At 73.7% G+C, this 26751-nt stretch carries 18 protein-coding genes and 1 pseudogene; 9 read left to right on the plus strand and 10 right to left on the minus strand.

The window, feature by feature from the left end; all coding sequences use genetic code 11:
• Positions 1–122: 122 nt before the first annotated feature.
• The gene (locus ABNF97_RS17275) at positions 123–575 is read left to right on the plus strand and encodes a DUF2784 domain-containing protein (protein WP_349339132.1); all 453 of its coding nucleotides are present in this window, start codon (positions 123–125) and stop codon (positions 573–575) included.
• Here ABNF97_RS17275 and ABNF97_RS17280 read toward each other — a convergent pair.
• Positions 517–2175 carry a YbjN domain-containing protein gene (locus tag ABNF97_RS17280; protein WP_349339133.1) on the minus strand — a complete coding sequence of 553 codons (1659 nt, stop codon included), beginning with the start codon at positions 2173–2175 and terminating at the stop codon, positions 517–519. The two genes, ABNF97_RS17275 and ABNF97_RS17280, sit on opposite strands and share 59 nt — an antisense overlap.
• Before the next feature lie 352 nt (positions 2176–2527).
• On the opposite strand from ABNF97_RS17280, the gene ABNF97_RS17285 reads away from it, so the two are divergent.
• The 8 genes and pseudogenes from ABNF97_RS17285 to pspM all read left to right on the plus strand — a co-directional run bounded on the left by ABNF97_RS17285 (position 2528) and on the right by pspM (position 12174).
• Positions 2528–4999, plus strand: a complete 2472-nt coding sequence (locus ABNF97_RS17285; RefSeq protein WP_349339134.1) for a DNA translocase FtsK — start codon at positions 2528–2530, stop codon at positions 4997–4999.
• Between the two features lie 103 nt (positions 5000–5102).
• Positions 5103–6026, plus strand: coding sequence for an ornithine cyclodeaminase family protein (locus ABNF97_RS17290; protein WP_349339135.1), 924 nt, complete (start codon positions 5103–5105; stop codon positions 6024–6026).
• 167 nt (positions 6027–6193) lie between these two features.
• Positions 6194–7705: a 30S ribosomal protein S12 methylthiotransferase RimO gene (gene rimO / locus ABNF97_RS17295; RefSeq protein WP_130464221.1), complete on the plus strand. Its 1512-nt coding sequence runs from the start codon at positions 6194–6196 to the stop codon at positions 7703–7705.
• Between the two features lie 85 nt (positions 7706–7790).
• Entirely contained in the window at positions 7791–8465 is a 675-nt protein-coding gene (pgsA, locus tag ABNF97_RS17300; RefSeq protein ID WP_349339136.1) for a CDP-diacylglycerol--glycerol-3-phosphate 3-phosphatidyltransferase, read from the plus strand.
• 157 nt (positions 8466–8622) lie between these two features.
• Positions 8623–9150 (plus strand): nicotinamide-nucleotide amidohydrolase family protein, encoded by a 528-nt coding sequence (locus ABNF97_RS17305; protein ID WP_130464219.1) that lies wholly within the window; start codon positions 8623–8625, stop codon positions 9148–9150.
• Between the two features lie 350 nt (positions 9151–9500).
• Positions 9501–9809: pseudogene (locus ABNF97_RS17310) on the plus strand (helix-turn-helix domain-containing protein); the annotation flags it as partial.
• Positions 9810–10492: 683 nt separating this feature from the next.
• Entirely contained in the window at positions 10493–11356 is an 864-nt protein-coding gene (locus ABNF97_RS17315) for a PspA/IM30 family protein (RefSeq protein ID WP_130466201.1), read from the plus strand.
• Between the two features lie 38 nt (positions 11357–11394).
• Positions 11395–12174, plus strand: coding sequence for a phage shock envelope stress response protein PspM (gene pspM / locus ABNF97_RS17320; protein WP_130464218.1), 780 nt, complete (start codon positions 11395–11397; stop codon positions 12172–12174).
• Positions 12175–12212: 38 nt separating this feature from the next.
• Here the strand turns inward: pspM and ABNF97_RS17325 are convergent, their stop codons facing one another.
• The 9 genes from ABNF97_RS17325 to ABNF97_RS17365 form a co-directional block, all read right to left on the minus strand.
• A complete protein-coding gene (locus ABNF97_RS17325) occupies positions 12213–15866 on the minus strand; it encodes a multicopper oxidase domain-containing protein (protein WP_349339137.1) in 3654 nt (1217 codons plus the stop codon).
• A 185-nt stretch (positions 15867–16051) separates the two neighbouring features.
• A complete protein-coding gene (locus ABNF97_RS17330) occupies positions 16052–16942 on the minus strand; it encodes a DNA-formamidopyrimidine glycosylase family protein (RefSeq protein WP_349339138.1) in 891 nt (296 codons plus the stop codon).
• 126 nt (positions 16943–17068) lie between these two features.
• The gene (locus tag ABNF97_RS17335) at positions 17069–17314 is read right to left on the minus strand and encodes a CPCC family cysteine-rich protein (RefSeq protein WP_349339139.1); all 246 of its coding nucleotides are present in this window, start codon (positions 17312–17314) and stop codon (positions 17069–17071) included.
• A 109-nt stretch (positions 17315–17423) separates the two neighbouring features.
• Positions 17424–18200, minus strand: a complete 777-nt coding sequence (locus ABNF97_RS17340) for an SAM hydrolase/SAM-dependent halogenase family protein (RefSeq protein ID WP_349339140.1) — start codon at positions 18198–18200, stop codon at positions 17424–17426.
• Between the two features lie 69 nt (positions 18201–18269).
• A complete protein-coding gene (locus ABNF97_RS17345; RefSeq protein WP_349339141.1) occupies positions 18270–19205 on the minus strand; it encodes a siderophore-interacting protein in 936 nt (311 codons plus the stop codon).
• A 107-nt stretch (positions 19206–19312) separates the two neighbouring features.
• The gene (locus tag ABNF97_RS17350; RefSeq protein ID WP_349339142.1) at positions 19313–20563 is read right to left on the minus strand and encodes an FAD-dependent oxidoreductase; all 1251 of its coding nucleotides are present in this window, start codon (positions 20561–20563) and stop codon (positions 19313–19315) included.
• Positions 20564–20648: 85 nt separating this feature from the next.
• Positions 20649–21254, minus strand: coding sequence for a helix-turn-helix transcriptional regulator (locus tag ABNF97_RS17355; RefSeq protein WP_130464212.1), 606 nt, complete (start codon positions 21252–21254; stop codon positions 20649–20651).
• A 58-nt stretch (positions 21255–21312) separates the two neighbouring features.
• Positions 21313–21783 carry a hypothetical protein gene (locus ABNF97_RS17360; RefSeq protein ID WP_130464211.1) on the minus strand — a complete coding sequence of 157 codons (471 nt, stop codon included), beginning with the start codon at positions 21781–21783 and terminating at the stop codon, positions 21313–21315.
• Between the two features lie 158 nt (positions 21784–21941).
• Complete coding sequence (locus tag ABNF97_RS17365; protein ID WP_349339143.1) at positions 21942–26738, minus strand: Lhr family helicase; 4797 nt, start codon at positions 26736–26738, stop codon at positions 21942–21944.
• Positions 26739–26751 lie beyond the last annotated feature (13 nt).

Genomic DNA, 26751 nt, shown 5'->3' on the forward strand with positions numbered 1-26751 from the left:
CCGAGTCGGGTCGAGGCGGTCGGGTGCCGGGGATGATCCGAGTGTGCCGGCCGGCGGGCTGAGTATTCGTACCCGGTCCGCCGGCCGCCCGGCTGGGTAGCCTTTGTCCGGGGGAGGCGGCAATGGGTTACCGATTGTTGATCATGCTGGTCCTGGCCTTGCACTTCGGCTTCGTGGCCTATCTGGTGCTCGGCGGGTTCCTCGCCTGGCGTTGGCCGAGGACCGTCTGGCTGCATCTCGGTGCCGCCGGCTGGGGCGTGTTGGTGATCGCCGCTCACCTGGTCTGCCCGCTGACCTATCTCGAGCACTGGGCGCGGCGTCGGGCCGGCGACCCCGACGTCGGGCAGGGTTTCATCGACCGCTACATCGAGGGCGTGTTCTACCCCGAGGGGTACGCCGTGTTCGCCCAGGCGCTGGTCGCGGCGCTGGTCCTGACCTCCTGGCTCGGCCTGTTCGAACGGCTCGGCCTGTTCGAACGGCTCGGCCTGTTTCAGCGGCTCGGCCCGTTCCAGCGGCTCAGGGCAGCCCGGCCACCGCGGCCGCGAAGGCGGCTCCGCTGGCGAGGGTCGCGTTGACCAGTACGGCGAGCTGACCGGCGGCGACGTCGTACTCCAGGTCGGTGCTGACGTCGCCGGCCAACGCCAGTTCCCCCGCACCGAGATCCACGACGTACGCCTTGGGCAGCGGGCGGTCGCGGTTCCAGGTGTCGCAGAACTCGTACGCCTCGGCGAGCCGGCCCGCCGGCAGCCGGCGCTCGGCCGTCACCCGGGCATGCAGGATCTCTCCCCGCTCACCCAACCGGCAGAACTCGATCAGCGCGCCGCCCCACCGGCCGCCGACCGTGCCGGTCGGACCGAGCAGGTGATGGTCCGACCGGTCCCGCAGTACGTCCACGATCGCCGCCACGGTGAGCGGGCCCACCACCGCGAAGCCGTCCTCCGGGTCCCGGCACGCCACCGGTTCGGGCTCGACCCCCGCCACCGGTTCGGGCTCGACCCCCGCCACCGTTCCCGGCTCGACCCCCGCCACCGTTCCCGGCTCGGTGTCCCGCTCCGGCTCGGTCTCCGGCTCCGGCGGTAGCCGTATCCGGCCGGGTACCGGGCGTTCGGCCAGCCAGGCGGCGAGCCGGCCGGACTGGTGACCCGTCCCGTTGCGAGCGTCGAACCGGCCCGCCAGGTCCTCGGCGGTAGCGGTCAGCTCGGTGTCCAGCGCGGCGACGGTCAACTCGGCGGCGCGCCGCCCGGCGTACCCGGGGCGATGGATCGGGTGCCGTGCGAAGCCGGCCGGACCGGCCAGTCGGCAGAGCACCGCCCCGGCGGCGGCGAATTCCAGCGCGGACGCCTCGTCGCAGCGGCGGTCCAGCTCGGGTAGGTGCCGGGCGAGGATCTCCAGTCCACGGTCGTAGTGACCGGTCAGCGCGGAGAACCGCAGGTGGTCGGCGAGGAACGGGAACGCGGCCCGCTCCCGCCGATGTCGCCGGTACGCGCGTACGTGTGCGTCGGCTGCCTCGTCGGGACGGCCGAGCCGCAGGTACGCCAGTTGGATGGTGGCCAGTGCCCGCTCCGGTTGGTCGGGGCAGCGCGGTGTGCCGGCGAGTACCGGCTCGACCAACTCGACCGCCTCACTCCACCGGCCCCAGCCGGTGAGCAACCTCGCCTGGTCGGCCAGTTCGCAGGCGGCGCAGCCGCTCCACTCGTCCAGGGCCGCGGCCCGCCACCGCGCCAGCCACCGCCGGGCGGTCGGCTCGGCACCGAGGTGGTCGGCGATCCGGCAGCGCAGGGCGTACGCCGGCCGGAGGCTCTGCCCGGCCGCCCGGAGCCGCCGCTCCACATCGTCGAGGGCGGCCCCGGCCCGGGCCAGTCCGATCCGGGAGGTGCCGCAGAGTGCGGCCACCGCCTCTCGGTGGTAACCGGGCAGCCGGGCGGTGTCTGTGGCGTCGAACGCCTTCGGTGCCTGGTCGACGACGTCGAGACACCACCGCACCGGTGAGAGCATCCGCCACGGTTGGACCTGCCGGTGCACCTCGACCAGTGCCAGCCGGGCCGCGAAGCCCAGCCGGACATCCCCGTCGGCGTCGGCGTACGCGACGATCCGGTCCAGTTCGGCGACCTTGGCCGCGTCGTCCGGCCGGTCCCGGGCGTCTGCCAGGGCGGCGAGCAACTCGTCGCGGGTCACGCGGACGCGGGGCGGGAGCGGGTCAACGACAGGTTCTCGCTTTCACGGACGGGGTCGGGTTCTCGCTTCGCGGGGGTGGGGTCGGCGCACGGGTCGGAGCGACGACCGTCGGTGAGTTTACTCAGCGTCATAGCTCGGTCACGACAGCACGCGGCTGCCGGCAGGTCGAGGTGTCGCCGAGAACCGGCTCGCCGCCATGACCCGGGCCTGCGGTACCGGGAGGTCAGATCGCCGACGGCGGGGGTGCCGGGAGTGTGGACGGTGTTGCCGGCTGTGATCTGCGCTGTTAGCTGCCCAGACACGACGCGCAAAAGCGGGGAATCTTCAGCGCGCGCGGCTAACGTGTGAACTTATGGCGGGCCGTGCCTCCTCTCAGGCGAACCGGCGCCGGGGCGGGTCGACGACCCGGTCCGGCGGTACTCGGGCGGGCAACACCCGGGCGCGACAGTCGGCCCGGGGCCGGGGCGCGGCCGCACGCCGACCCACCCGGCCCAGTCCGGCGGCGTACGTCGGCCGGGCGATCGGGGCGACCTGGATGGGGTTGGCGCACGGCGTCGGCTGGGTCATGCGGGCGGCCGGCCGGCAGGCGGCGACCGCCCGGGACCTCGATCCGGAGCACCGCCGGGACGGCGCCGGTCTGCTCCTGCTCGGGCTGGCGATCCTCAGCGCCGTGGCGGTCTGGTTCTCCTCGGCAGGGCCGCTGGGCGGCCGCCTCGCCGACACCATCCGACTGTTCTTCGGCGCGATCTCGATCGTGCTGCCGGTCCTGCTGCTGATCGGGTCGGTCAGGCTGATGCGTGCCCCCGCCGAGCCGGAGCACCGGGGTCGGGGACTGGTCGGCTGGACCGCGCTGATCGTCGGCACGGCGGCGCTGCTGCACATCGGACAGCAGCCGGCCGACAACGACGAGCGGGACTACGCCGGCGGTTTGATCGGGGCCGGCGTGGGTGGCCCGCTGGAGAACGCGGTCAGCGCCTGGGTCGCCGTACCGCTGCTGGTGCTGCTGCTGCTCTTCGGGCTGCTGGTGGTGACCGCGACCCCGATCAACAAGGTGCCCGAGCGGCTCGGCCTGCTCGCCGGTGCGGTGCTGGGCCGGCCGGAGTCCGAGGAGGACGCCGAGTCGGCGTCGCCGCGCGGCGCGGAGGGGCGGCGGTCGCGCCGCCGCCCGTCGCCGCTGCCGGTGCCGGGGGACGAGGACGAGTCCGGCTACGAGATCGACGCTCCGGCGCACGAGACGGTGCCGCTGCCGCGCAAGCCCAAGGGCAAGGTGCCGGCCGCCCGGAAGACTCCGGAGCCGCCGGAGCACTCGCCGGCACCGACCCGGGCCGAGCAGTTGGCGATCACCGGGTTGGCCGGCGACTACACCCTGCCGCCGGCGAACCTGTTGCGCCCCGGCGGTGCGCCGAAGACCCGCAGCCGGGCCAACGACGAGGTGATAGCCGCGCTGACCGGCGTCTTCGACCAGTTCGACGTGGACGCGGCGGTGACCGGCTTCACCAGGGGGCCGACCGTGACCCGGTACGAGGTCGAACTCGGGCACGGCGTGAAGGTCGAGCGGATCACCCAGCTCTCCCGCAACATCGCGTACGCGGTCAAGTCGCCGGACGTGCGGATCCTCAGCCCGATCCCGGGCAAGAGCGCGGTCGGGGTGGAGATCCCGAACAGCGACCGGGAGGACGTGGCACTCGGCGACGTGCTCCGGTCCCGGGCGGCGGCGAGTGACCACCACCCGATGCTGGTGGCGCTCGGCAAGGACATCGAGGGTGGCTTCGTCGTGGCCAACCTCGCGAAGATGCCGCACATCCTCATTGCCGGCGCGACCGGCGCCGGCAAGAGCTCATGCCTGAATAGTCTACTTGTGTCCATTTTGACCCGGGCCACTCCCGACGAGGTGCGGCTGTTGCTGATCGACCCGAAGCGGGTCGAGATGACCAACTACGAGGGGATCCCGCACCTGGTCACCCCGATCGTGACCAACCCGAAGAAGGCGGCGGACTCGCTGGACTGGGTGGTCCGCGAGATGGACATGCGCTACGACGACCTGGCCGCCGCCGGGGTACGCCACATCGACGACTACAACCGCAAGGTCCGGGCCGGCCAGATCAAGCCGCCGCCGGGCAGCGAGCGGGAGATCCGGCCGTACCCGTACCTGCTGGTGATCGTGGACGAGTTGGCCGACCTGATGATGGTGGCCCCGCGCGACGTGGAGGACTCGGTCGTCCGGATCACCCAGCTCGCCCGGGCCGCCGGCATCCACCTGGTGCTGGCCACCCAGCGCCCGTCGGTCGACGTGGTGACAGGTCTGATCAAGGCGAACGTGCCGTCCCGGCTCGCCTTCGCCACCTCGTCGCTGGCCGACTCCCGGGTCATCCTCGACCAGCCGGGCGCGGAGAAGCTGATCGGCCGGGGCGACGGGCTCTTCCTGCCGATGGGCGCATCCAAGCCGGTGCGCATCCAGGGCGCCTGGGTCACCGAGCCCGAGATCAACGACATCGTCAAGTTCTGCAAGGACCAGCGGGAGCCGGAGTTCCGGCCGGACGTGCTCACTCCGGCGCAGGACACCAGGAAGAAGGTCGACGAGGACATCGGCGACGACCTCGACCTGCTGGTGCAGGCGATCGAGCTGGTGGTCACCTCGCAGTTCGGCTCGACCTCGATGCTCCAGCGGAAACTGCGGGTCGGCTTCGCCAAGGCGGGCCGGCTGATGGACCTGATGGAGACCCGGGGCATCGTCGGGCCGTCCGAGGGTTCCAAGGCCCGGGACGTACTGGTCAAGCCGGACGAGCTGGAGGAGGCGCTGGCGGCGCTCCGGCCTGACGAGTGACCGGACGGGTGCCTGGACGGGTGACCGGACGAGGGCTCGGGCGGAGCCGGGGCCGCGGACCGGCGGTTGACCTCAACCATGGTTGACGGATCAGAATCCGGTTATGACCCAGTTCATCACCGACGCCGAGGTGGCGGCCCGACTGGATGCCGAGACGGCGACCCGGGCGATCCGGGACGCGCTGTTGGCGGCGTACCGAGGCCGGCTCGTCGCCCCGCCCCGGGTGGCCGCACCGATGGCGGGTGGCCGGCTGGTACTCGGCGCCGGACAGCTCAGCGGCGAGTGGTACGGCTTCGGCTCGTACGACACCTTCGGGCATGCCGAGGGCGAGCAGGTGGTGGCCCTGCACGACGCCGCTGCCGGACGGGTCCGGGCGATCGCGGTCGGCGAGGAGATCGGATCCCGGCGTACCGGTGCGCTCGGCGGGGTGGCGGTACAGGCGCTCGCCCGGCCGGACGCGGCCACACTCGGGCTGGTCGGTGCCGGTGGGCAGGCGTGGGCACAGGTCTGGGCCATCGCGGCGGTACGCCGGCTGCGCGAGGTCACCGTCTTCTGCCGTACCCCGGCCGGGCGGGAGAAGCTCGCCGCCCGGATCCGGGCCGAACTGGGCATTCCGGCCCGAGCGGTCGCCACCGCCCCGGAGGCGGTACGCGACCGCGACGTCGTGGTGCTCGCCACCACCAGTCCCACCCCGGTGATCTCGGCCACCGACCTGAGCCCCGGCAGCCACCTCAACACCATCGGGCCGAAGCAGGTGGGTCGGGCCGAGTTCGGCTCCGACCTGCTGGACCGGGCGGATCTGCTGGTCACCGACTCGCTGGCCCAGGCCGGGGCGTACGACCCACCGATGCTCGGCACCGTCGGGACGTACGCCGGACGGTTGCGGGCGCTGGGCGCGGTGCTGGCCGGCGCGGAGCCCGGCCGGACCACGGCGGACCAGGTGACCGTCTTCTGCTCGGTCGGCCTGGCCGGCAGCGAGGTGTTCCTGCTCGACCGGCTGACCCGTGAGCCGGGCTGGACCGGCTGACCCCCCGACTGCGGGGGCAGCCGGCACTGCGCCGCCGGATCGGGCCGCCGTGCTGGCTACCGGATCGGGCTGCCGTGCCGGCTACCGGATCGGGCCGCCGGTTGGGGTGACGCGCGGTGCGGGGCAGCCACCGTGCCGAGGCGGCGCCGCTCTCCCGGTAGGCTCGGATGGTGTCTGCCGATTCCTCCTCCTCGAACGCCGGCCGCCGGGTCGCGCTGCTCACCCTCGGCTGTGCCCGTAACGAGGTCGACTCGGAGGAGTTGGCCGCCCGGCTGCACGCCGACGGCTGGCAGGTGACCACCGACGGCGAGGGCGCCGACGTGGTGCTGGTCAACACCTGCGGCTTCGTGGAGAAGGCCAAGCAGGACTCGATCCAGACGCTGCTGGCCGCCGCCGACACCGGGGCCAGGGTCGTGGCGGCGGGCTGCATGGCCGAGCGGTACGGCCGGGAGCTCGCCGAGGGCATGCCCGAGGCCGGCGCCGTGCTCAGCTTCGACGACTACCCCGACATCTCGGCCCGGCTCGACGACGTGCTGGCCGGCAAGCAGCTTCCCGCGCACGCCCCCCGGGACCGGCGCGAGCTGCTGCCGCTGACCCCGGTGGCCCGGCAGGGCGGGGCGGTCGTGCTGCCCGGGCACGGCGGGACGGGCGGCCGTCCGGCCGGCGGCACCCTGCTGGCCGACGAGCACACCCCCGCGCACCTGCGCCCGGTGCTGCGGCACCGGCTGGACTCCGGCCCGGTCGCCTCGCTGAAACTCGCCAGCGGCTGCGACCGGCGCTGCGCGTTCTGTGCCATCCCGACCTTCCGCGGCGCCTTCGTCTCGCGCACCCCCGACGACCTGCTCGCCGAGGCGGAGTGGCTGGCCCGCTCGGGGGTCCGGGAGCTGGTACTGGTCAGCGAGAACTCCACCTCCTACGGCAAGGACCTCGGTGACCCCCGGCTGCTGGAGAAGCTGCTGCCGCAGCTCGCTGCCGTCGAGGGCATCGTGCGGATCCGGGCCAGCTACCTCCAGCCGGCCGAGACCCGCCCCGGGTTGGTCGAGGTGATCGCCACCACCCCCGGGGTGGCGCCCTACTTCGACCTCTCCTTCCAACACTCCAGCGAGGCGGTGCTGCGCCGGATGCGCCGGTTCGGCTCGACCGACCGGTTCCTCGAACTACTCGCGTCGGTGCGGGAGTTCGCCCCCGACGCCGGGGCGCGGAGCAACGTGATCGTCGGCTTCCCGGGCGAGACCAGGGCGGACGTGAAGGAACTGGAGCGCTTCCTCACCGCCGCCCGGCTGGACGCGGTCGGTGTCTTCGACTACAGCGACGAGGACGGCACCGAGGCCGCCGGTCTGTCGGGCAAGGTGTCACCGTCCACGATCAAGCGACGGTACGACCGGCTCTGCGCGCTCGCCGACGAACTCTGCTCGCAGCGGGCCGAGGAGCGGCTCGGCGCGGTCGTCGAGGTGCTGGTCGACTCGGTGGACGGTGGCCTGGTGGAGGGCCGGGCGGCCCACCAGGCGCCCGAGGTGGACGGCTCGACCACCCTGGTCGCTCCGGCCGGCGGCGGGGTCGACCTGGCCGCGCTACGCCCGGGTGACCTGGTCCGGGCCAGGGTCACCGGCACCGAGGGCGTGGACCTGGTGGCTGTACCGGAGGAGATGGTCTCGGCGGCGCCGCGTGGGGCGGGGTGACCGGGATGGCAGTGACGGTCCCGTCGGTGGCGGTCCCCGAGCGCGTCGGCATCGGGACGGCACCGTGACCGAGGCGGCGGATTCGATGTCGGCCACCGCGGGCGCGCCGGTGCCGGCCGGCACGGTCGAGCCCACGACGGGTCGGGGCGGTGCGGGTACCGAGCCGCGCCGGGTGGCGGCCGTCGATCCGGTACCCGGTCGGGTCGGTCCGGTCCCGGTGGTGAACGCGGCCAACGGGCTCACCGCGCTCCGGCTGGCGCTGGTGCCGGTCTTCGTCGGGCTGGTGGTCAGCTCGGGGATGGTGCACTCCGGCTGGCGGGTGGCCGCCTGCCTGACCTTCGCCGTCGCCTCGGCGACGGATCTGGTCGACGGGTGGATCGCCCGGCGCTGGGCACTGGTCACCTCGTTCGGCAAGGTGGCCGACCCGATCGCAGACAAGGCGCTCACCGGCACCGCTCTGGTCTTACTGTCCTGGTATGACCGGATTCCCTGGTGGATCACCGTACTCATCCTGGTCCGCGAGTTCGGCATCACGCTGATGCGCTTCTGGGTGATCAGGTACGGCGTCATCGCGGCCAGCCGGGGCGGCAAGGCCAAGACCGCCGTCCAGATCCTGGCCATCGTCTGGTATCTCTGGCCGGTGCCGGAGAGCGTGGCCGGGGTCGGCCCCTGGATCCTCGGCGTCGCCGTGGTGGTGACCGTGGTGACCGGGCTCGACTACCTGGTCCGGGCGCTGCGGCTGCGACGCCCGGCACCCTGACCGGCGTACCGGACGGACGGGCGGAAGCTGGACGGGGCAGAACGCCAACGCTGGACCGGCGGAACGTCGAGCGGACAGAACTCTCGACGGGTGGAACCCTGGACCGGACACACACGCAGGACCGACGGGACGCGGTGCCTGACCGGAGGAGGATCGGATGGACGACGACCCGGCCCGGGCGGCCGACAACGGGGCGGCGGCGGTCGTGCACGCGCTCGTCGACCGGGGCGCCACCCTGGCGGTGGTGGAGTCGCTCACCGGTGGCCTGCTGGCCGCCACGATCGTCGACATCGCCGGAGTCAGCGGGGTGTTCCGGGGCGGCCTGGTGGCGTACTCGACCGAGTTGAAGTCGTCGCTGGCGGGCGTACCGGCCGAGCTGCTCGCCGAGCGGGGCGCGGTCGACCCGGACGTGGCGGTGGCACTGGCCGAGGGGGCCCGGACGCGCTGCGGCGCGGACTGGTGCCTCTCCACCACCGGGGTGGCCGGCCCGGAACCGCAGGACGGCAAGCCGGTCGGACTCGTCTTCGTGGCGGCGGCCGGACCCGCCGGCACCGTCGTACGCCGACTCGACCTGGACGGCAACCGGCTGCGGATCCGGATCGGCGCGGTGAGCGGGGCTCTGCACCTGCTCGCCGAGCGGCTGCACGCCGAGGCCGTCGAGAGTCCGGTCGGCGGCGGGCGCTGATCGCCCCCCGTCGGTCGGCGCATTCCCCCCTCGTTTCTCCACCCTGCCCAGCGGTGCAACCAGATCGGCCGACGGAGGGTGTGAAGATCGGACGGGCGGGGCGGGATGTCGCCGACGGACGCAGCGGGTACCGTTGCGGGAAGGCTCGGGCAGTCGACGTCGCGGGCACCCCGCAACGTGGTGGCACAGTTGCTGTCGCAACGACGAGGCGGCAGTTGCTGTCGCAACGACGAGGCAGCACAGTTGCTGTCGCAACGACGAGGTAGCACAGCTGCGCAGGGCAGTGGGGTCGAGGTGACGGCGCGGTCCGACGTCCGGGAGAGTGTGATGCCCGCGACACGGGAGGTGCGATGGTCCTGCTACGCCGGGTGATCGGTGACGCGCTGCGCGCACGTAGGCAGGGACAGCACCGGACCCTGCGCGAGGTCTCCTCCGCCGCCAACGTCAGCCTCGGCTATCTCTCCGAGATCGAGCGGGGCCAGAAGGAAGCGTCGAGCGAGCTGCTGGCCGCCATCTGTGCGGCGCTCGGCGCCCGCCTCTCCGAGCTGCTCCGCGACGTCAGCGACACCGTCGAGGTGGCCGAGGGGCTGCCCGGGGTGCTGGCGCCGGTTCAGGAGAGCCCGGCGTCCGGGCGGGGCGGGGCGAGGCATCCGGAGTCCGGAGGAACGGTCGAGGAGACCGCCTCGGCGTACCCGGGACCGGCCCGCCAGCCCGGTGCCGCCGAGTCGACCCGCCAGCCGGCGACCGCCGAGCCCGTATGGCAGTCCGCTGCCGCCGAGCCCGTACGGCAATCCGCTGCCGCCGAGCCGGCACGTACCGAGCCCGCGGCGCAGTCGGCGCTGGTCGAGGCGTCCCTGGTCCGGCCGGCGCTGGCCGACCGGGCCCTGCGTACCCTCGCCGAGGGCGGCGTGCACCAGCTCGGCGCCGAGCCGGTACGTCAGATCACGACCGATGGCACCGTTTCGGTGACGGTACGGCAGGAATCGCCGCTCAAGGCGACCCTGCGAACCACCCGCCGGATCCGCCCGACCACCAACCCGGAGCGGGACGTCGTCTGCGTCGTCTGAGTCCCGCTGAGTCCCGCCTCGTCGGCCGAGTCCCACTTCGATCGGGTTCAGCTCCACTGACCGGTCCCTCAGGGCTCCCCGCGACCCGAAGGTGTGGCTCGCCGGGGGCGAACCGCGTTACGGTGGGCCCCTAGCGGCATATCCGGTGGATATCCCCCTGAGGTCGTATGCCGGGGTGGCGCGATCCTGGGACGATGGAGATCCTGTCGCGCGGGCGCCTTTCCTGGGCCGGCGGCACGGCCACCGGACTGATGACACTGAGGGGATACCGGGAGATGGCGAACCCGTTCGTCAAGGGCTGGCGCTACATGATGGCACTGTTCGGCGCCAAGATCGATGAGTACGCCGATCCCAAGGTGCAGATTCAGCAGGCCATCGAGGAGGCACAGCGCCAGCACCAGGCGCTCGTCCAGCAGGCCGCCGCGGTGATCGGCAACCAGCGCCAGCTGGAGATGCGGTTGTCCCGGCAGATGTCCGAGGTCGAACGGTTGCAGGGGATGGCCCGCCAGGCCCTGGTACTCGCCGATCGTGCCCGGGCCACGGGCGACGAGACCGAGGCGGCGAAGTACGAGCAGAGCGCGCAGACCGTCGCCACCCAGCTGGTTGCGGCCGAGCAGTCGACCGAGGACCTCAAGGCCCTGCACGACCAGGCGATCGGTGCCGCCGCCCAGGCACGCCGGGCGGTCGAGAACAACTCGATGATCCTGCAGCAGAAGCTCGCCGAGCGGGCCAAGCTGCTCAGCCAGCTCGAGCAGGCCAAGATGCAGGAGAGCGTGGCCAAGTCGCTGGAATCGATGTCCGCGCTCGCCGCGCCGAGCAACACCCCCTCGCTCGACGAGGTGCGGGACCGGATCGAGCGGCGCTACGCCAACGCGATGGGCCGGGCCGAGCTGGCCGGCAACTCCGTCGAGGGTCGGATGCTGGAGATTCAGAAGTCCACCCTCGACCTGGCCGGCGCGTCCCGGCTGGAGCAGATCCGGTCGAGCATGGCCGGCGAGAAGCTGGCGGGCGGGACCGCCAACCCGGCGGTCGAGTCGGCGGCTCCGGCCGCCGATCCGGCCGGGGTGGCCCGGCTGGACGAGATCCGGGCCAGTCTCGGCCGGGACAAGCAGGCCGGCGGCGGTAGCGCCGCGGGCTGAGCCGGCGTGGTCCGGCGGTCATCGGGAGTGAGGTCGAAATGGCGGATCTGCGAACCCGCCACCTGCGCCGGCTGCGGAGCCTGCGCCGGTCGGTACGGCGGTGGAGCGTGCTCGCGGGCGGTCTCGGCGGTGCCGCGGCGGTCCTCACCCCCTACCAGGGGCTGGGGCTGCCGGATGCGGCCTGGGCGGCGGCGGCCGGCGGTTCGGTGATGCTGGCCGTCTGGCGCTGGGCGGACCTGCGGGAGCTCTCCGCGCAGCCGGTGCCACCGGCTCCCGAGCCCGTGACGTCGGAACATGTCCGTGCCCGGCTGGTCGCCGCGGTCGAGCGGCTGCCCGCCGGGCGCCAGGCTCTCGTCGAGGTACGCCGGCAGCGCGCCCGGGTCGCCCTGCGCGGCACGGCCGCGGCCGAGCCGTGGCTCCGGCTGGACCGGGCCGCGACGACGATGGCCGGGCTCGCCGGCCGGTTGACCGGTCCCGCCGGCCCGGCCGTGCTGGAGGCGACGGTGGCGGAGGAGTCCCTCCGGGATCTCGCCGAGCGGGTGGCCAGTGTGGACCGGGCGGTACGGGTGGCGCCCGCCGACACCCGGGCCGAGCTGGAGACCGCGCGCCGGCACCTCACGGCCCAGCTCGACAGCGGCGTGTCGGCGTACGAGCGGCTGGTCGCGGCGGCGGCGGGCTTCGTGGCCGAGGAGGGGCGTGAGTACGACCACAACTCCTCGGTGATCCGGCTCACCGAGGCGACCGACCTGCTCCGGGGCGTCGCCGGTGGCCTGGCGGATCTGCGCTCCCGTACCGGCCCGACCGAGGCGATCTCCTGACGGCGTCGCCGGACCGGTCCGGCCCGACCGGGTGAGCGTCAGGCCGGGGTACGGATCGAGACCGAGCGGCTGACCCCGGAGGTACCGGCGGCGTTGCCGGCCTGGATGCGGTAGTGGTAGACGGTGTCGCGGGCCAGCCCGGTGTCGGTGAACGAGCGGGCCCCGCCCGGGATCGGCACCGTCGCCACCCCGGTGCTGAAGCCGGCGTCGGTGGCCCGGTGCACGGTGAAGCGGGCGACCGTGCAGGTCAGCGGCACCACCCAGCTCAGCAGCAGGCTGATCCCGCCCCGGCGGTCGGTCACGCCGTCGAGCGTCACCGTGAGGTCGGTCGGGGCCGCCGGCACCGCCGGGGTGACCAGGGTGCAGACGTTCGACCAGGGTGACGAGGCGCCGAGATAGCAGGTACGCACCCGGTAGTAGTAGGTGGTGTCCGGGGCGACCCGGGGGTCCGGGCAGCTTCCGGTGACCGGGACGGTACTGGCGACCAGACCGCTGGTGAAGGTCGGGTTGGTGGCCCGTTGCAGGTCGACGGTGGTGGCGAAGGAACGGTTCACCCAACCCCGGTTGACCCGCAGCGGCGGGTCGCTCGCCACCGTGGCGACCAGCCCGGTCGGCGGGTACAGCCGCACCACCGCGCTGGCCGTGTTCGAGTACGCCGAGTGGGCGACGCCGTTCTCGGCCCGGACCCGGTAGTGGTAGGTGATCCCGGGGGTGACGGTCGAGTCGACGTACCGGTTGTCGCCGGCCGGGACGGCGAACGCGTGCAGGTCGCGGGTGAAGCCGGCGTCGGTGGCCCGCTGCACCCGGCTGCCGGTGGGCAACGGGCCCGGCGTACCGGTGCCCCGGGAGTTGTCCGTCCAGGCCAGGACGATCGCCGGAAGCATCGTCGCCGAGCCGGGTTCCGGCGTGACGGCGAGCCCGGTCGGCGCGGCCGGCGAGAACCGCAGCACCATCGGCCGGGCCATCTGCGCGTCGGCATGGCCGAGCAGTTGGCAGTGCCAGACGTACTCCCAGCCGAAGTTGTGCGGCCGGTTGGTCACCGCCGCGGGTTCGCCGGTCGCCGGGTCGACCTGGGTGTAGCCCTCGGACGTCCCGGCCGGCCGGGACGGGTCGTGCAGCCGGGTGCTGTCCGCGACGGTGAACGGCAGCGGCTCGGGCAGCGTCGGCCGGATCGCCACGACCGTCGCCTCGAACGGGTTCATCCGGACGGTGTCCTTCCAGCCGACCTCGTTCGGCTCGGGCGGCTTGATCGCCCCGTCCCGGCCGACCCGGTTGACGAGCTGGACGTCCACGTGGTGGAAGTGGACGGACTGGGTGTCCATCCCGGTGTGGGTGATCCTCCAGAGCTGGGTGTTGTCGCCGGGGGAGCCGACCGGAACGGCCGGGTCGGAGGGGAGCAGCACCTCGGTCGGCGGATCGATCCGGGTCAGCGGGATCGTGGTCTGGACCAGCGAGCTGGTCTTCGGCAACTCGGTACCGAGCAGGAAATTCATCCGGCCGTACTCGGGGTCGAAGTCGGCCACGATCGCCTTGGGGCGCAACGGCAGGGTGACCGGTGAGTCACCGGCGTACGGAGTGAAGGTGATCGAGGTCTCCTCGACCGGGGCGTACGTGTTCCGGGGCGTGACGGTGCCGAACGCGGCGTCGTACGCCTGCTGCGGCACGATCGGCGGCGGCTGGCTCTGCCCGTACGCCCGGGGGAGCGCGCCCCGGAGCCGGTCGGTGTCGAACGGCGGCGCCGGCGCGCCGACCACCTGGATCTGCATCAGGGTCCGGGTGTTCGGGCCGTAACCGGGGCGGGTGGTCGGCGGGCCGCCCGACGTGGTCCGGTCCGGTGCACCGGTGTAGTGGTCGTTGCGCGGGTCGAACCCCGGCATCGGCGCCGGGGCGTCGTTGTAGAGGATCAGGTTCGACCCGGACGGTACCGACGAGAAGTCGACGATCACGTCGGCGCGTTCACCGGGGGCGAGCAACAGGGCGTGCTCGGTGACGTTGAGCACCGTCACGTCCCGCCGGTTGTACTGGTAGTTGATCGGCTGGCTGGGCAGCACCGCCACCTCCGGCAGCAGCCCGCCATCGGAGCCGATCTGGATCCAGTCCGGGCCGGCCGCGTTCGGGTCGGGGACCCCGCCGCACCGGCCGTCGGTCGGCCAGGCCGGCGGGAAGTCCGGGTTCGGCCGGGCCGCGACCATCGGCACCTCGCCGGCGTCGCCGTCGCGCAGCGTGCCGTCCGGATGCCACATCGGCGCGTTCGAGGCCGCGTAGTAGAGCTGGAGGTTCAGGCTGCGGTCGTTGCAGGCGTTGAGGATCCGGAACCGGTACGCGGCCGGGCGCAGCCGCAGGTACGGATAGGCGGCGCCGTTGACCAGCGGCGTGTCTCCGAACGCGTCCGGCACCGCCGACGGGACGGGGGTGCCGGGCTGGACCGGCGGCTCCCACGGCCGGATCGCCGGGTCGTAGTACGGGTTCGGCGCCGGTCCGTGGGTGATCCCGGTGAACGGCGGCCAGAACCAGGGCCCGTAGTCCCACCGCCCCATCGGGTTCGTCCCGGACTCGTTGTAGGGGTTCTGGCTCGGCATGTAGACGTGCGGGAACCAGAGACTGCCGGAGCCGCCCCAGCGGGCCACGTCCCAGGTCGGGTCCTGGGCGGCGAGCTGGATCTCGTCCGGTACGAAGGTTTTGTCCTGGAGTACCAGCACGATCTCCTCGGCCGGCAGTACGCCGTCGTCGACGAGCTGCCGCGCCACCGGATCCTCCAGCCGGTAGAGGCCGACCTGTCCGGAGTAGACGGTGAGCCGGGCGATCCCCTCCGTCTGGTCGTGGAGCCAGAGCAGCCGGCCGCTCTGCTGGTTGGGGTAGTAGGCGGTGCTCGCCCCGGCGGCCGGCTCGGGCATGTCCGGCACGCTGGCGTGACCGGCGCCACGCGGGTAGGCGGTCGGCTCACCGGCCGGGGTCGTCCACTGTGCCGGGCCGCCGTTGCTGATCCACGGGGTACGGCCGCCGTGCAGGTGCACCGCGGACCGGTTCTGCGGATAGCGTGCGGTCCCGCCGAGCGGACCCGTACCGGCACCCGGCAGGGTCGGGTCCACCGGCAGGAACAGCGCGCCCGCCTCGCCGATCGGCAGCCGGTTGACGTACTTGACCCGGACCGGGCGGTCCCGCTCGGCCAGGATCAGCGGCCCGAGGTGGTACGGCCGGGCCGGCGGGGTCACCGTGTTGTGCCCGGTGGCGTCGGTACCGTTGTTGAGCTGCCGGTACCCGCGCAGCCGGGTCGGCGGCAGGTCGGGGTGCAGTCGCTGGTGGTACTCCTGCACGCCGATCTCGTAGTAGTCGCAGCCCGGGTAGGTGGTGGTGTCCGGCACCGCGACCGGGATCAGGTTGCCCAGCTCGTTGGCGGTGTCGCCGGTCCGGGGCAGCGAGGCGACGAACTTGCGGATCCCGGTGCCCGCCGCCACCCGTCCGGCGGCGTCGCAGACCGGCAGCGGACTGTACGCGAAGTTCGGTACGAAGCCGAAGTAGTCCGGCGGGGCGGTCGGGTCCAGGGTGGGCGCGGCCAGCGGATCGCTGCTGGTCCGGGCGGCCGGCACCACCGTACCCGGTGCCCGGCCGGTGCCGGTCGGTCCACCGCCTCCGTCCTGTCGCCTGGCCTGCTCCGCCCGGGCAGCCCGGCTCGCCGCGAACCTCTTGAACATGACCGCACCCCTTCCCCGGGAAGATCAGCTCGACCGGATCGCTCCGCCGTCAGCGCCCGACGTCCCGCGACCGGTCCACCCTGACCGGCCCGGCGAGCTGCTGACGATCCGTAAGCAGTCAACCGCTTACCGCCAGTGTTGGATACGGTGGCCAGCTGGTGAAGGTGTCTCGACTTCGGAAACCTTCAGTACGTGGGGTGACCGGGGTCGGTGGGGGAGCGCCGCTCGGGCTCGGGCTGGCAGACCGGGCACCAGTAGGTGACCCGCTCCTGCTGCTCCCGCTTGCGGATCGTCGTGCCGCACCGGCGGCACGGCTCGGCCCGGCGGCCGTAGACGTAACTGGTCCGGCCCCGGCGCAGCGACCCGGTCGTGCTCTGCGTCCACCGCCCCCGGTTCGCCATCAGCAGCCGATGCGCCAGCGCCACCATGCCCGGCAGGTCCGGCACCTCCCGGACCGGCGTCCACGGTGACACCCCGCGCAGGAACAGCAGTTCGGACTTGTAGAGGTTGCCGATCCCGGCGAGGGCGGTCTGGTCGAGCAGGGCCTCGGCGATGCTCCGACCCGGCCGGGCGGCGAGCCGGCGGACCGCCTCGGCCGGATCCCAGTCCGGGCCGAGCAGGTCCGGCCCGAGGTGCCCGACCAGCGACGGTTCCTCGGCGGTCGGGACCAGGGCGAGATCGTGCAGGTGGTAGCCGACCGCCACCGCTGCGGCGGTACGCAGCACCACCCGGATGGTGTGCGCGGGCCGGGCCGCCCAGCGCTCTCCCGGGGCGTACGTCCGCCAGGCGCCGTCCATCCGCAGGTGCGAGTGGAGGGTGAGCCGGGCCTCGCCGTCCGCGGTGCCGGTCGGTTGCCGTGTGCTGTCCGCGGTGCCGGTCGGTTGCCGTGTGCTGTCCGGAGTACGCAGCCGCAGCAGCAGGTGCTTGCCCCGGGCGGTGGACTCCAACACGGTCGCGCCGGTCAGGTCGGTGGCGGCGAGCCGGGGCACCCGGAAGTCGGTGGCGGTCAGCCGGTCACCGGCCAGGGCACGGTGCAGCGCGCGGGCGGTGTTCCATACGGTGTCGCCTTCGGGCACCCGTCCATCCTGATCCAGGCGTACGACCGCCGGTAGCGTACGCGCCGATCCGGAGGGCCGGTACGTCGCGGCTTGCCCCGGGGGTGGGCGGCGGGGAGTCCGTGCCCTAGCGCCGTCCACCCGGGGTCAGGGCAACTCCTCGGGACGGGGCTGGCGGACCGCGTCCTGGTAACGCGGGTGGCTCGCGCCGTAGATGGCGTAGTTGAGCCGGGCGTCGGACAGGCTCAGGTCGCCGTTGGGGCCGCCCCGGGCGGTGTCGGCGTTCTGGTCGGTGGAACCGTCGTCGGTCCAGAAGCAGACCGGGCAGGTGCCGCCGCCGGTCCGGTGCGCGCAGCATGGGCAGGCGGCGACATCGATCGTGTGTTTCCCCACGCGGTAAGCATTTCACAGCGGCCCGGCGTGGGCACAGTAGACAGTTTTGTCATCCCGAGGTGCCCGACAGGGCGCGGATCAGCACCGGTACGCCGGCCGGCCCGGACCGTCACTCCAGCCGCAGCACGTCACCCGGGCCGACGCCGAGGAGTTCGTCGGCGCGTCCCCCGTTGACCGCCACCGCCAGCCGGTCGGCCGAGTCCGGATAGACCACGAGTTCGCCGGCCGGGGCGTCGGCGAAGGTCCCGCCCCGGACCGCCCGCCGCCCGCCGATCCGGACCACCGGACCGAGGTGTCGCAGCGTGGAGCCGGGAGCGGCGAACTGGACGTTGCCGAAATGGTCGACGGTCAGTACCTCGGCCTCCAGCCAGCCGTCGCCCGCCACGAGCACTGGTTCGGGCAGCCGTACCAGGGTTGCCGGGTCGACGGCCGGGCCGGCGTCGGTCAGGGATGCGCCGAGCGTGAACCGGGCGGCGGCCGGGGCGAAGATGTCCCGGCCGTGGAAGGTGCGGGACGGCTCGGGGAACCACTCCGGGCTGGTCAGCTCCGCCACCTCCACGATCCCGCCGAGGGCCTCCGCAGCCCGGGGGAGCAGCCCGTTGTCCGGCCCGACCAACACGCCGCCGGGGGTACGCAGGGCGACGCCACGTCGCGCGGTCCCCACGCCCGGGTCGACCACCGCCACGTGTACCGCCGGTGGAAGGTGTCCCACCGTCTGGGCCAGTACGGTGGCGCCGCGGGCGACGTCCCCGGCCGGCACCAGATGGCTGACGTCGATCACCCGGACCGTCGGCGCGATCCGGGCGACGACCCCGTGACAGGCCGCCACGAACCCGTCGGAGAGGCCGTAGTCGGTGGTCAGGCTGAGCCATGCGTAACCGGGCACAGCCGTCAAGGGTAGCCCGGCGAGGTGTTCGGTGCCGCTGGCTGGCGCCGCCGGGGGCGCGGCTGGGCCTCAGGCCGCGTCGTCCGCCCTGCCGAGTCGCCAGTAGCCCATGAAGGCGACCGACTCGCGGTCGAGGCCGCGTTCGGAGACCAGATGCCGGCGCAGTGCCCGGATCACCCCGGACTCGCCGGCCAGCCAGGCGTAGTGCCCGTCGCCGGACAGGCCGACCGGCACCTCCCAGAGTTCGTCGTCGACGGACTCCTCCGAGCCGTCGCGTTGGGCCGGCCGGTCCGCCGGGAGAAGCCGTTCGGCGGCGGCCCGGACCGCCGGGATCAGCAGGCTGCCGTGCGCCGCACCCGAGCGGGGCAGCCAGCTCACGGTCACCAGCGGCGGAGCCGGAAGGTCGAGCACGTCCGCCGGTTCCGGCACCTCCAGCAGCACCTCGCCCCGGCTCTGCGCGGGCAGCCGTTCGACGATCGCGGCGATCGCCGGTACCGCCGTCTCGTCCCCGGCGATCAGCAGCGTGCGGGTGGCGAGCGCCGGCTGGAACTCCCGGCCGCCGTGGTCGCCGGGGTAGCCGTGGTCCGGTCCCATGATCTGGACCTGGTCACCGACTGCGGCGACCAGTGCCCAACGGGCCGCCGGACCGTGTGCGCCGTACGAGCCGCCGTCGGGGTGCAGCACGATGTCGACGTCGACCTCGCGGACCTCCCGGCGTACCGCCCTCGTGGTGTAGGTGCGGAACGGGTTGCGCAGCTCGGTGGGGAGGGCTCGCCAGCGCGGGTACCAGTCGGTGCCCTGGGGAAGGTGGCGGAAGCCGTGTGCCGGGATCGGGAAGACGAGTTTGATCCGTTGGTCGTAGCCGGGATCGGCGAAGGTGGCGAAGTCGTCGCCGGTGAAGGTCACCCGGAGGAAGGAAGGGCTCAGCCGGTGCAGCCGGACGACCTCGGCCGGAAAGAACCGCCACGGGGCGACCAGCGAGGGGGCGGTGGAAAGCTGGGTCATCAGGCCAACCTCTCGGTACGACGCCGTCAGGTCCGACGGGCGCGGCGTGCCGCCAGGAGCGGCGCCGTTAGGTTAGCCTAACCTCGGAGAAAAGTCAGCCGAGGGGGTCACCCGTTACCCCGTCCCCAGCGGGTCGACCGGGTCCGGCGTACCGGCCCGGCCACCGCGGTGACCGGCTCGTCCCAGACGATCCGGTGGTCGAACTGCCAGGCCATCCGCTCCGGCTTGACCAACCGCATGGCCAGCGGCATCAGCAGGTCCCGCAGCACCCGCCCGACCGGGCCGGCCGCCTTGTCCCGGTTGGTACGTGCACCCATCGCGATGACCCGCTCCACCCGGGCTCGGCGCAGCCGCTCGTACGCGGCGAACGCCTCGGGGTGCGGCAGGTCACGCAGGCAGCGGGCGAGCTGCACGGCGCTCTCCACGGCGAGTGAGGCTCCCTGGCCCGAACTGCTGGAGGGCGCGTGCGCGGCGTCGCCGATCAGCACCGACCGGCCCCGGCTCCAGGTCGGTACCGTCGGCAGGTCCTCCATCGGCCCGATCACCAGCAACTCCTCCGGTGTGGTCCGGTGCAGCAGCTCCGGCGCCGGGGTACGGGTGTCGTCGGCGAACGCCTCACGCAGCACCTCCAGCCAGCGCTGTGGGCTGGTCTGCCGTGCCTGCGCGGTGGTCATCGGGGCCTGGCGCGGAAGGTTGACGAACCAGCCGCCGCTGCCGTCGTCGAGAATCTGGTAGCCGAAGAAGGCGCGCTTGCCGAAGACCATGTGCATCCGGTCGCCGGTATCCGGCAGCCCGGTGCTCGCCATCTGGGCGCCGAAGCTGAGTAGGCCGCTGTAACGGGGGCGGGGAGCCGCCGGATCGATCAGCGAACGGGTGCTGGAGCGGAGGCCGTCGGCACCGATCAGGATGTCGGCGCTGGCCCGCGTACCGTCGGAGAAGTGCGCGGTCACCGCGTCGGCGGTCTCGGTGAGGTCGACCAGCCGGCGGCCGTGCTCGATCCGCACGCCCCGACCGGCCGCCTCGGCGTAGAGCGCCCGGTAGAGGTCGGGCCGCCAGACGAACCGCGTGCCCGGCAGGCCCGGCGGCGAGCTGAACTCGGCCAGCCGTCGGCCGGTCCAACTCTGGATCACCATCGCCGCCATCGGCACGCCGACCCGGCTGACCGCCTGGTCGGCGTCGAGTACGCCGAGCGCGGTCAGCCCGTTGGGCGCGATGCTCAGTCCGCCACCGATCCCGTCGGCGGTGCCCTGGTGGGCCTCGTAGACCGTGGCCTCGATGCCGGCCTTGTGCAGTGCCATCCCGGCCACCGGACCGGCGATGCCGCCGCCGATGACCAGTGCGGTACGGGTCCGCGCCATGGTCTCCTCTTCCGTTCCTCTCCCGGTGGGGCCCCGTGCCCCCGCCGGGTGCTCGTTTCCGGGGTGTCGTGCCCGGGGTTCTCGTTCACGGGGCCGACCGGCCGTGGAAGTCGGCCCACAGCCGAACCCAGTCGGTCTCCGGATCGGTGATCCGGTCGAGAAGGCGTTCGACGAACGCCGACTCCGCCTCCAGCAGCGCGAGCCGGTAGTCCTCCTCGACCAGGAACAGCCCCGGTACGCCCTGGGCCAGCGCCCCGTCGACCACGGCACGGATCTCGGCCCGCCGCGCGGCGAGCCGGTCCAGCCGGCGGCGCAGCAAGGCGGACACGTCACTGGGCGGCAGCGCCCCGATCAGCGAGAGCGCGGCCACGAACTGCGGATATTCGTGTCGGGGCTGCTCGACGAGTTCGTGCAGCCAGTCGCGTAACTCGGCTCGGCCCGGGTCGGTCAGCGCGTAGACCGTCCGTTCCGGACGCTGTCCCTCGCGGTTGGTCTCCCGGGCCGTGATGAAGCCGGCCCGGACGAGCTGCTGGACCACCATGTAGAGCGAGCCGTGGGTGAATTTGATGCTGCGATCGTCACCGTTGTCGCGCAGCATCCGGCTCAGCTCGTAGGGGTGCATCGGTCGCTGGCTCAGGTAGGAGAGCACGGCGAGCCCGAGCAGGTTGCCGACCTTGCGCTTCGTGGTCATCTACGTCTCCGCGTCGGGACGCGGGCCGGGCGCACGGCCCGCGTGGGCTGCGCGGCGGTTAGCCGGAGTGCGCCGGGTCGGCCACTCCGGGCGGCCGGCCCTCGCGGTGCGCCCGCCGCAGGTCGACCCAGTATTCCCGGGAGAGCATCGCGGTCAGCACGGCGAGGCCGCTGCGGCGGATCCGGACGTCGGCGTGCCGGAGTGCTCCGGTGAGCACGATCCGCCGGCCTCCGGCCGCCTTCGGCCGTTCCGGATCCGTGACCCGGGACCGGCCGGTCCGGGACAGGTCCCAGTCGGTGATCACGGCGTCGTCCGGGACGAGCAGCGTGAGGGTGGCGTGCGCCAGGTCGGCGGTGATCCGGAGGTCGCCGGCCGGGATCCGCGGCGACCGCAAATCGAGCACGGCGACGCCACGGTGGGCGCGCACCTCGAACTCGCGGCTGGTCGTCCAGTGGCCGAGCCGCTTGGTCACGGTGTGTCGCGCGGATAGCCGGACGGGGGTGTCGGGGCTGGTCTGTGCGGTGGGCATCCGGGTGCTGCCTCCTCTGTCTCGTGCGGCACAGCTGATAGTCAGCTCCGACTATCCGGTAATGAATAGTCAGTGTCAACTATTAGGTTGAGGCGTGAGGCCCACCGCGGGCCGTGCGCATGGTGCCTGGGGCGGGTTGGTTGGCCGACCGGTTCGGATCAGCCGCGCAGCCGTAGCCCGCGCGGCGTCGTCCGGAAGCCGGCGTCGGTCAGCGCGGCGCGCAGCGGCGAGGCGTGCACCGAACCGCCGTCGGCGCGTTCCACCGCCAGCGCGCCGAGCGCCCCGGAGGCGACCGCCGAGGCCAGCGCCTGGGCGGCGGCGGTCAGCGCAGCGCTGTCGTCGGTGAACGAGAGCAGGGTCCGGCCGCCGCGCTCGACGTAGAGCACCAGCGCACCGTCGACCAGTACCACCAGCGCACCCGCCTTACGCCCGGCCCGGTGCCCGGTCGCCGTGCCGGCCGAGCCGCCGGCGGGGTCGACCGTGGCGTCGCCGGAGTCGATCACCCGGGCCGGCCAGGGCAGCGCGGCGCCGTACGGGTTGGCCGGGTCGGTGGCGGCCAGCACCCGGGCCCCACCGACCCGGCGGCGCAACTCCTCCGGATCGGCGAGCGCCCGCAGCCGGTCCACCGCGCCGGGTACCGCGAACTGGGCCGCGCCCAGCCCTTCGACGAAGTAGCCACGGCGGGCCGCCCCGCGCTCCTCCAGAGCGGAGAGCACCGGGTAGACGCCGGCGAAGCCCCCGGCCACCCCCTCGGCGACGACCGCTCCCCGGGTCACCACCCCGTGCCGCTCCAGCAACACGTCGGCGAGTGCGGCGGTCCGGCGGGTCGGGTCGGTGTCCCGCTCGGGGAGTCGGGACCAGCGCCCGGCGACCGTCGGCGGCCCGCCCCGGGCCGGCAGCGCCGGGCGACCCGGCCGCCGGTAGCGGGTCCGGGGCGCACCGGTACGCGGCCGGTGCGCACCACCGCCGCCGAGTACGGCGCGCAGCGGCCCGAGGGTGTCGTTGGTCAGCCAGCCGGCCCAGACCAGCTCCCACACCACCCCGACCAGCGTCGCGTCGTCGACCGGACCGGCAGCCCAGCCGGCGCCCCGTTCGCTTGCGGCGGCGCCCCGTTCGCCGGCGGCGACCCGTTCGGCCAGTGACCGGAAGAAGAGCGCCTGTCCGTCGGCGAGCGCCGCCAACACCGCCTCGTGCAGCGGGGTCAGCGCCAGCGTCTCGTCCGGCGGCGGCAGCAGTAGGGCGGCGCTGTCCGCGTACGTCAGGGTGATCCAGCCGTCGCCCCGGCCGATCGCGCCGGAACCCGCCCACACCACCTCGCCGCTGGCGCACAGTTCGTCGAGATAGCCGGGGGAGTAGTCGGCGACCCTGGCGGGCAGGACCAGACTCTCCAACGCGGACGCCGGCACCGCAGCCCCCTGCAACTGCTCCACCACGGCGGCGACCGCCTCCACGCCCCGGGCCGCCGCACCGACCTGCTGCCAGCGGGGCAGGAAGGTGGCCAGCGCCCGGGCCGGCACCGGCTCGATCTCCCGGCGCAGCGCGGCCAGGGAGCGGCGGCGCAACAGGCGCAGTACCTCGGCATCGCACCACTCCGGTCCGGCGCCGGTCGGCGAGAACTCGCCGGAGACCACCCGCCCGTCGGCCCCGAGCCGACGCAGCGTCTGCTCCACCACGAAGACCCCGAGCCCGAACCGGGCCGCGCAGGTGGTCGCGGCGAAGGGGCCGTGCGTCCGGGCATACCGGGCGACGAGATCGCCGAGCGGGTCGGCCACCGGTTCGAGGTACGCCTGCGCCACCCCCACCGGCAGGGCCACCCCGAGCGCGTCCCGATAGCGACCGGCGTCCTCGACACCGATCCAGCGCTCCTGCCCGGCGACCCGGACCCGGAGGATCCGCCGGGCCGCCGCCAGCCCGGTCAGCCACTCCGGTGCGACCCCACGCTCGGCCAGTTCGGCGTCGGAGAGGTCGCCGAGCAGCCGCAGCAGCTCGACCGCGTCCTCGGCGTCCCTGGGGCGGCGCTGCTCGGTCAGCCAGCGCAACTGCCGCTCGGTCTCGGCCACCACCGCCGGGTCGAGCAGCTCCCGCAGGTCGACCCGGCCGAGCAGCTCGCCGAGCAGGGCCGAGTCGAGCGCCAGCGCGGCGGCCCGTCGTTCGGCCAGCGGGGCGTCGCCCTCGTAGAGGAACGCGCCGACGTAACCGACGAGCAACGAGCGGGCGAACGGTGACGGCCGGGGCGTCTCCACCTCGACCAGCCGGACCTTGCGGGCGGCCACCTCCCGCATCAGCGCCACCAGGCCGGGCAGGTCGAAGACATCCTGGAGGCACTCCCGGGCCGCCTCCAGGGTGATCGGGAAGTCGGCGTACTCCCGGGCGACGTCGAGCAGTTGGGCGGCCCGCTGGCGCTGCTGCCAGAGCGGCTGACGGCGGCGCGGGTCGCGGCGCGGCAGCAGCAGGGCGCGGGCGGCGCACTCCCGGAACCGGGCGGCGAACAGGGCCGACCCACCCACCGACTCCTCGACCAGGGCCGCGATCTCGTCGGGGTCGAAGGTCACCAGTTCGGCGCCGGGCGGATCGTCGGCGGTGTCGGGCAGCCGGACGACGATGCCGTCGTCGGAGGGGACCACCTGGGCGTCGACGCCGTACCGCTCGGTGAGCCGGCGGGCGATGGCCAGCGCCCAGGGCCCGTTGACCCGGGCGCCGAGCACGCAGTGCACGGCGAGCCGCCAGTCGCCCAGCTCGTCGCGGAAGCGCTCCACCAGCACCGTCCGGTCGTCCGGCACCGCCCGGGTGGCGGCCTGCTGATCGCGCACGTACGCCACCAGGTTGCCGGCCGCCCAGTCGTCCAAGCCGCCGGAGCGCAGCGCCGCCCGGGCCGCCTCGTCGTCGGCGCGGACCAGTCCGCGCAGCCGGCTGCCGAGCGCCCGGCCCAGCTCGACCGGCCGGCCGAGCTGGTCGCCCTTCCAGAACGGCATCCGAGCCGCCTGACCGGGTGCGGGCGAGACCAGCACCCGGTCCGGGGTGATGTCCTCGATCCGCCAGGACGACGAACCGAGCAGGAAGACGTCGCCGACCCGGGACTCGTAGACCATCTCCTCGTCCAGCTCACCCACCCTGGCCGCCCTACGACCACGCCGGCTCGGCCCGCCTGACACCGCGCCGTGATCCGGAGTGGTCGCGGCACCGGCAAGGAAGACCCCGAACAGTCCCCGGTCGGGGATGGTGCCGCCGCTGGTCACCGCCAGCCGCTGCGCCCCGGGTCTGCCGGTGAGCACGTCGGCGGCCCGGTCCCAGACCAGCCGGGGGCGCAGTTCGGCGAAGGCGGTGGAGGGATAGCGCCCGGAGAGCATGTCGAGCACGGCGTGCAGGGCCGAGTCGGGCAGCTCGGCGAAGGGCGCGGCGCGGCGTACCAGCGCGGTGAGGTCGGCGACCCGCCACTCGTCGAGGGCGACCATCGCGACGATCTGCTGGGCGAGCACGTCCAGCGGATTGCGTGGATAGTGCAGTTCCTCGATGGCACCGTCGGTCATCCGTTCGGCCACCACGGCGCAGGAGAGCAGGTCGCCCCGGTGCTTGGGGAAGACCACCCCCCGGGAGACCGCGCCGACCTGGTGCCCGGCCCGGCCGACCCGTTGCAGGCCGGCGGCGACGCTCGGCGGGGCCTCGATCTGCACCACCAGGTCGACGGCGCCCATGTCGATGCCGAGTTCCAGGCTGGAGGTGGCGACCACCGCCGGCAACTGGCCGGACTTGAGCGCCTCCTCGATGTGCCGGCGCTCCTCCCGGGACACACTGCCATGGTGTGCCCGGGCGATCACCGGCGCCGCCCCGGTCGCCGCGCCGGACTGTGCCATGATCTCCGCCGGCAGCCGGGGCGGCGCGGCCGGCCGACCCGGCGCGGTCCGACCACCCCTGTCCCGGTCGCCGAACGCCGGGCGGCGGCCCCCAACCCGGTCGGTCGGGTCGGGCAGCCCGGCCCCGTCGGTCGGGTCGCGGGGCAACCCGATCCCGTCGGTCGGGTGGGGAGTCAGCTCGGCCTCGTCGGCGGCCAGCTCGTTGAGCCGGGCGCAGAGCCGCTCCGCGCTGCGCCTGGAGTTGGTGAAGACGATGGTCGACCGGTGCGACCGGACCAGGTCGTAGACCCGTTCCTCGACCGCCGGCCAGATCGACGCCCGGCGCGGATTGCCCAGCTCGTCCTCCGGCGCCTCCTGCTCGTCCAGCCGGGTCATATCCTCGACCGGCACCTGCACGCTGACCTCGATGGTCTTCGCGGTTTCGGGCTGCACGACGGTCACCGCCCGGGCGCCGCCGAGGAAGCGTGCGGTGGCGTCGATCGGGCGCACCGTCGCGGAGAGCCCGATCCGCTGCGCGGGTGCGGGCAGCAGGTCGTCCAGCCGTTCCAGGGAGAGCGCCAGGTGGGCGCCGCGCTTGGTGCCGGCGACCGCGTGCACCTCGTCCACGATCACGGTCCGCACGCCGCGCAGCGAGTCCCGGGCGGCGGAGGTGAGCAGCAGGAAGAGTGACTCCGGCGTGGTGATCAGAATGTCCGGCGGCGTACGCGCGAACGCCCGCCGCTCGTCGGCCGGGGTGTCCCCGGTGCGCATCCCGACGGTGATCTCCGGCGGCGGGAGACCCAGCCGGGCCGCCGCGTGCCGGATGCCGGTGAGCGGGGCGCGCAGGTTGCGCTCGACGTCGACGGCGAGCGCCTTCAGCGGGCTGACGTAGACCACCCGGCAGCGCTGCCGTGGGTCGGCCGGGGCCGGCTCGCGAGTGAGCCGGTCCAGTGACCAGAGGAACGCGGCGAGGGTCTTGCCGGAGCCGGTCGGGGCGACCACCAGTGCGTTGTGGCCGGCACCGACCGCACGCCACGCCCCGGCCTGGGCGTCAGTGGGTGCGGCGAACGCCGCGTCGAACCACTCCCGGGTCGCCGCACCGAAGGCCGCCAGCACATCGCTCACCGACCCATGGTGC

The organism is Plantactinospora sp. B6F1 (assembly GCF_040120695.1).
In the GTDB taxonomy this organism is placed as follows: Bacteria; Actinomycetota; Actinomycetes; order Mycobacteriales; family Micromonosporaceae; genus Plantactinospora.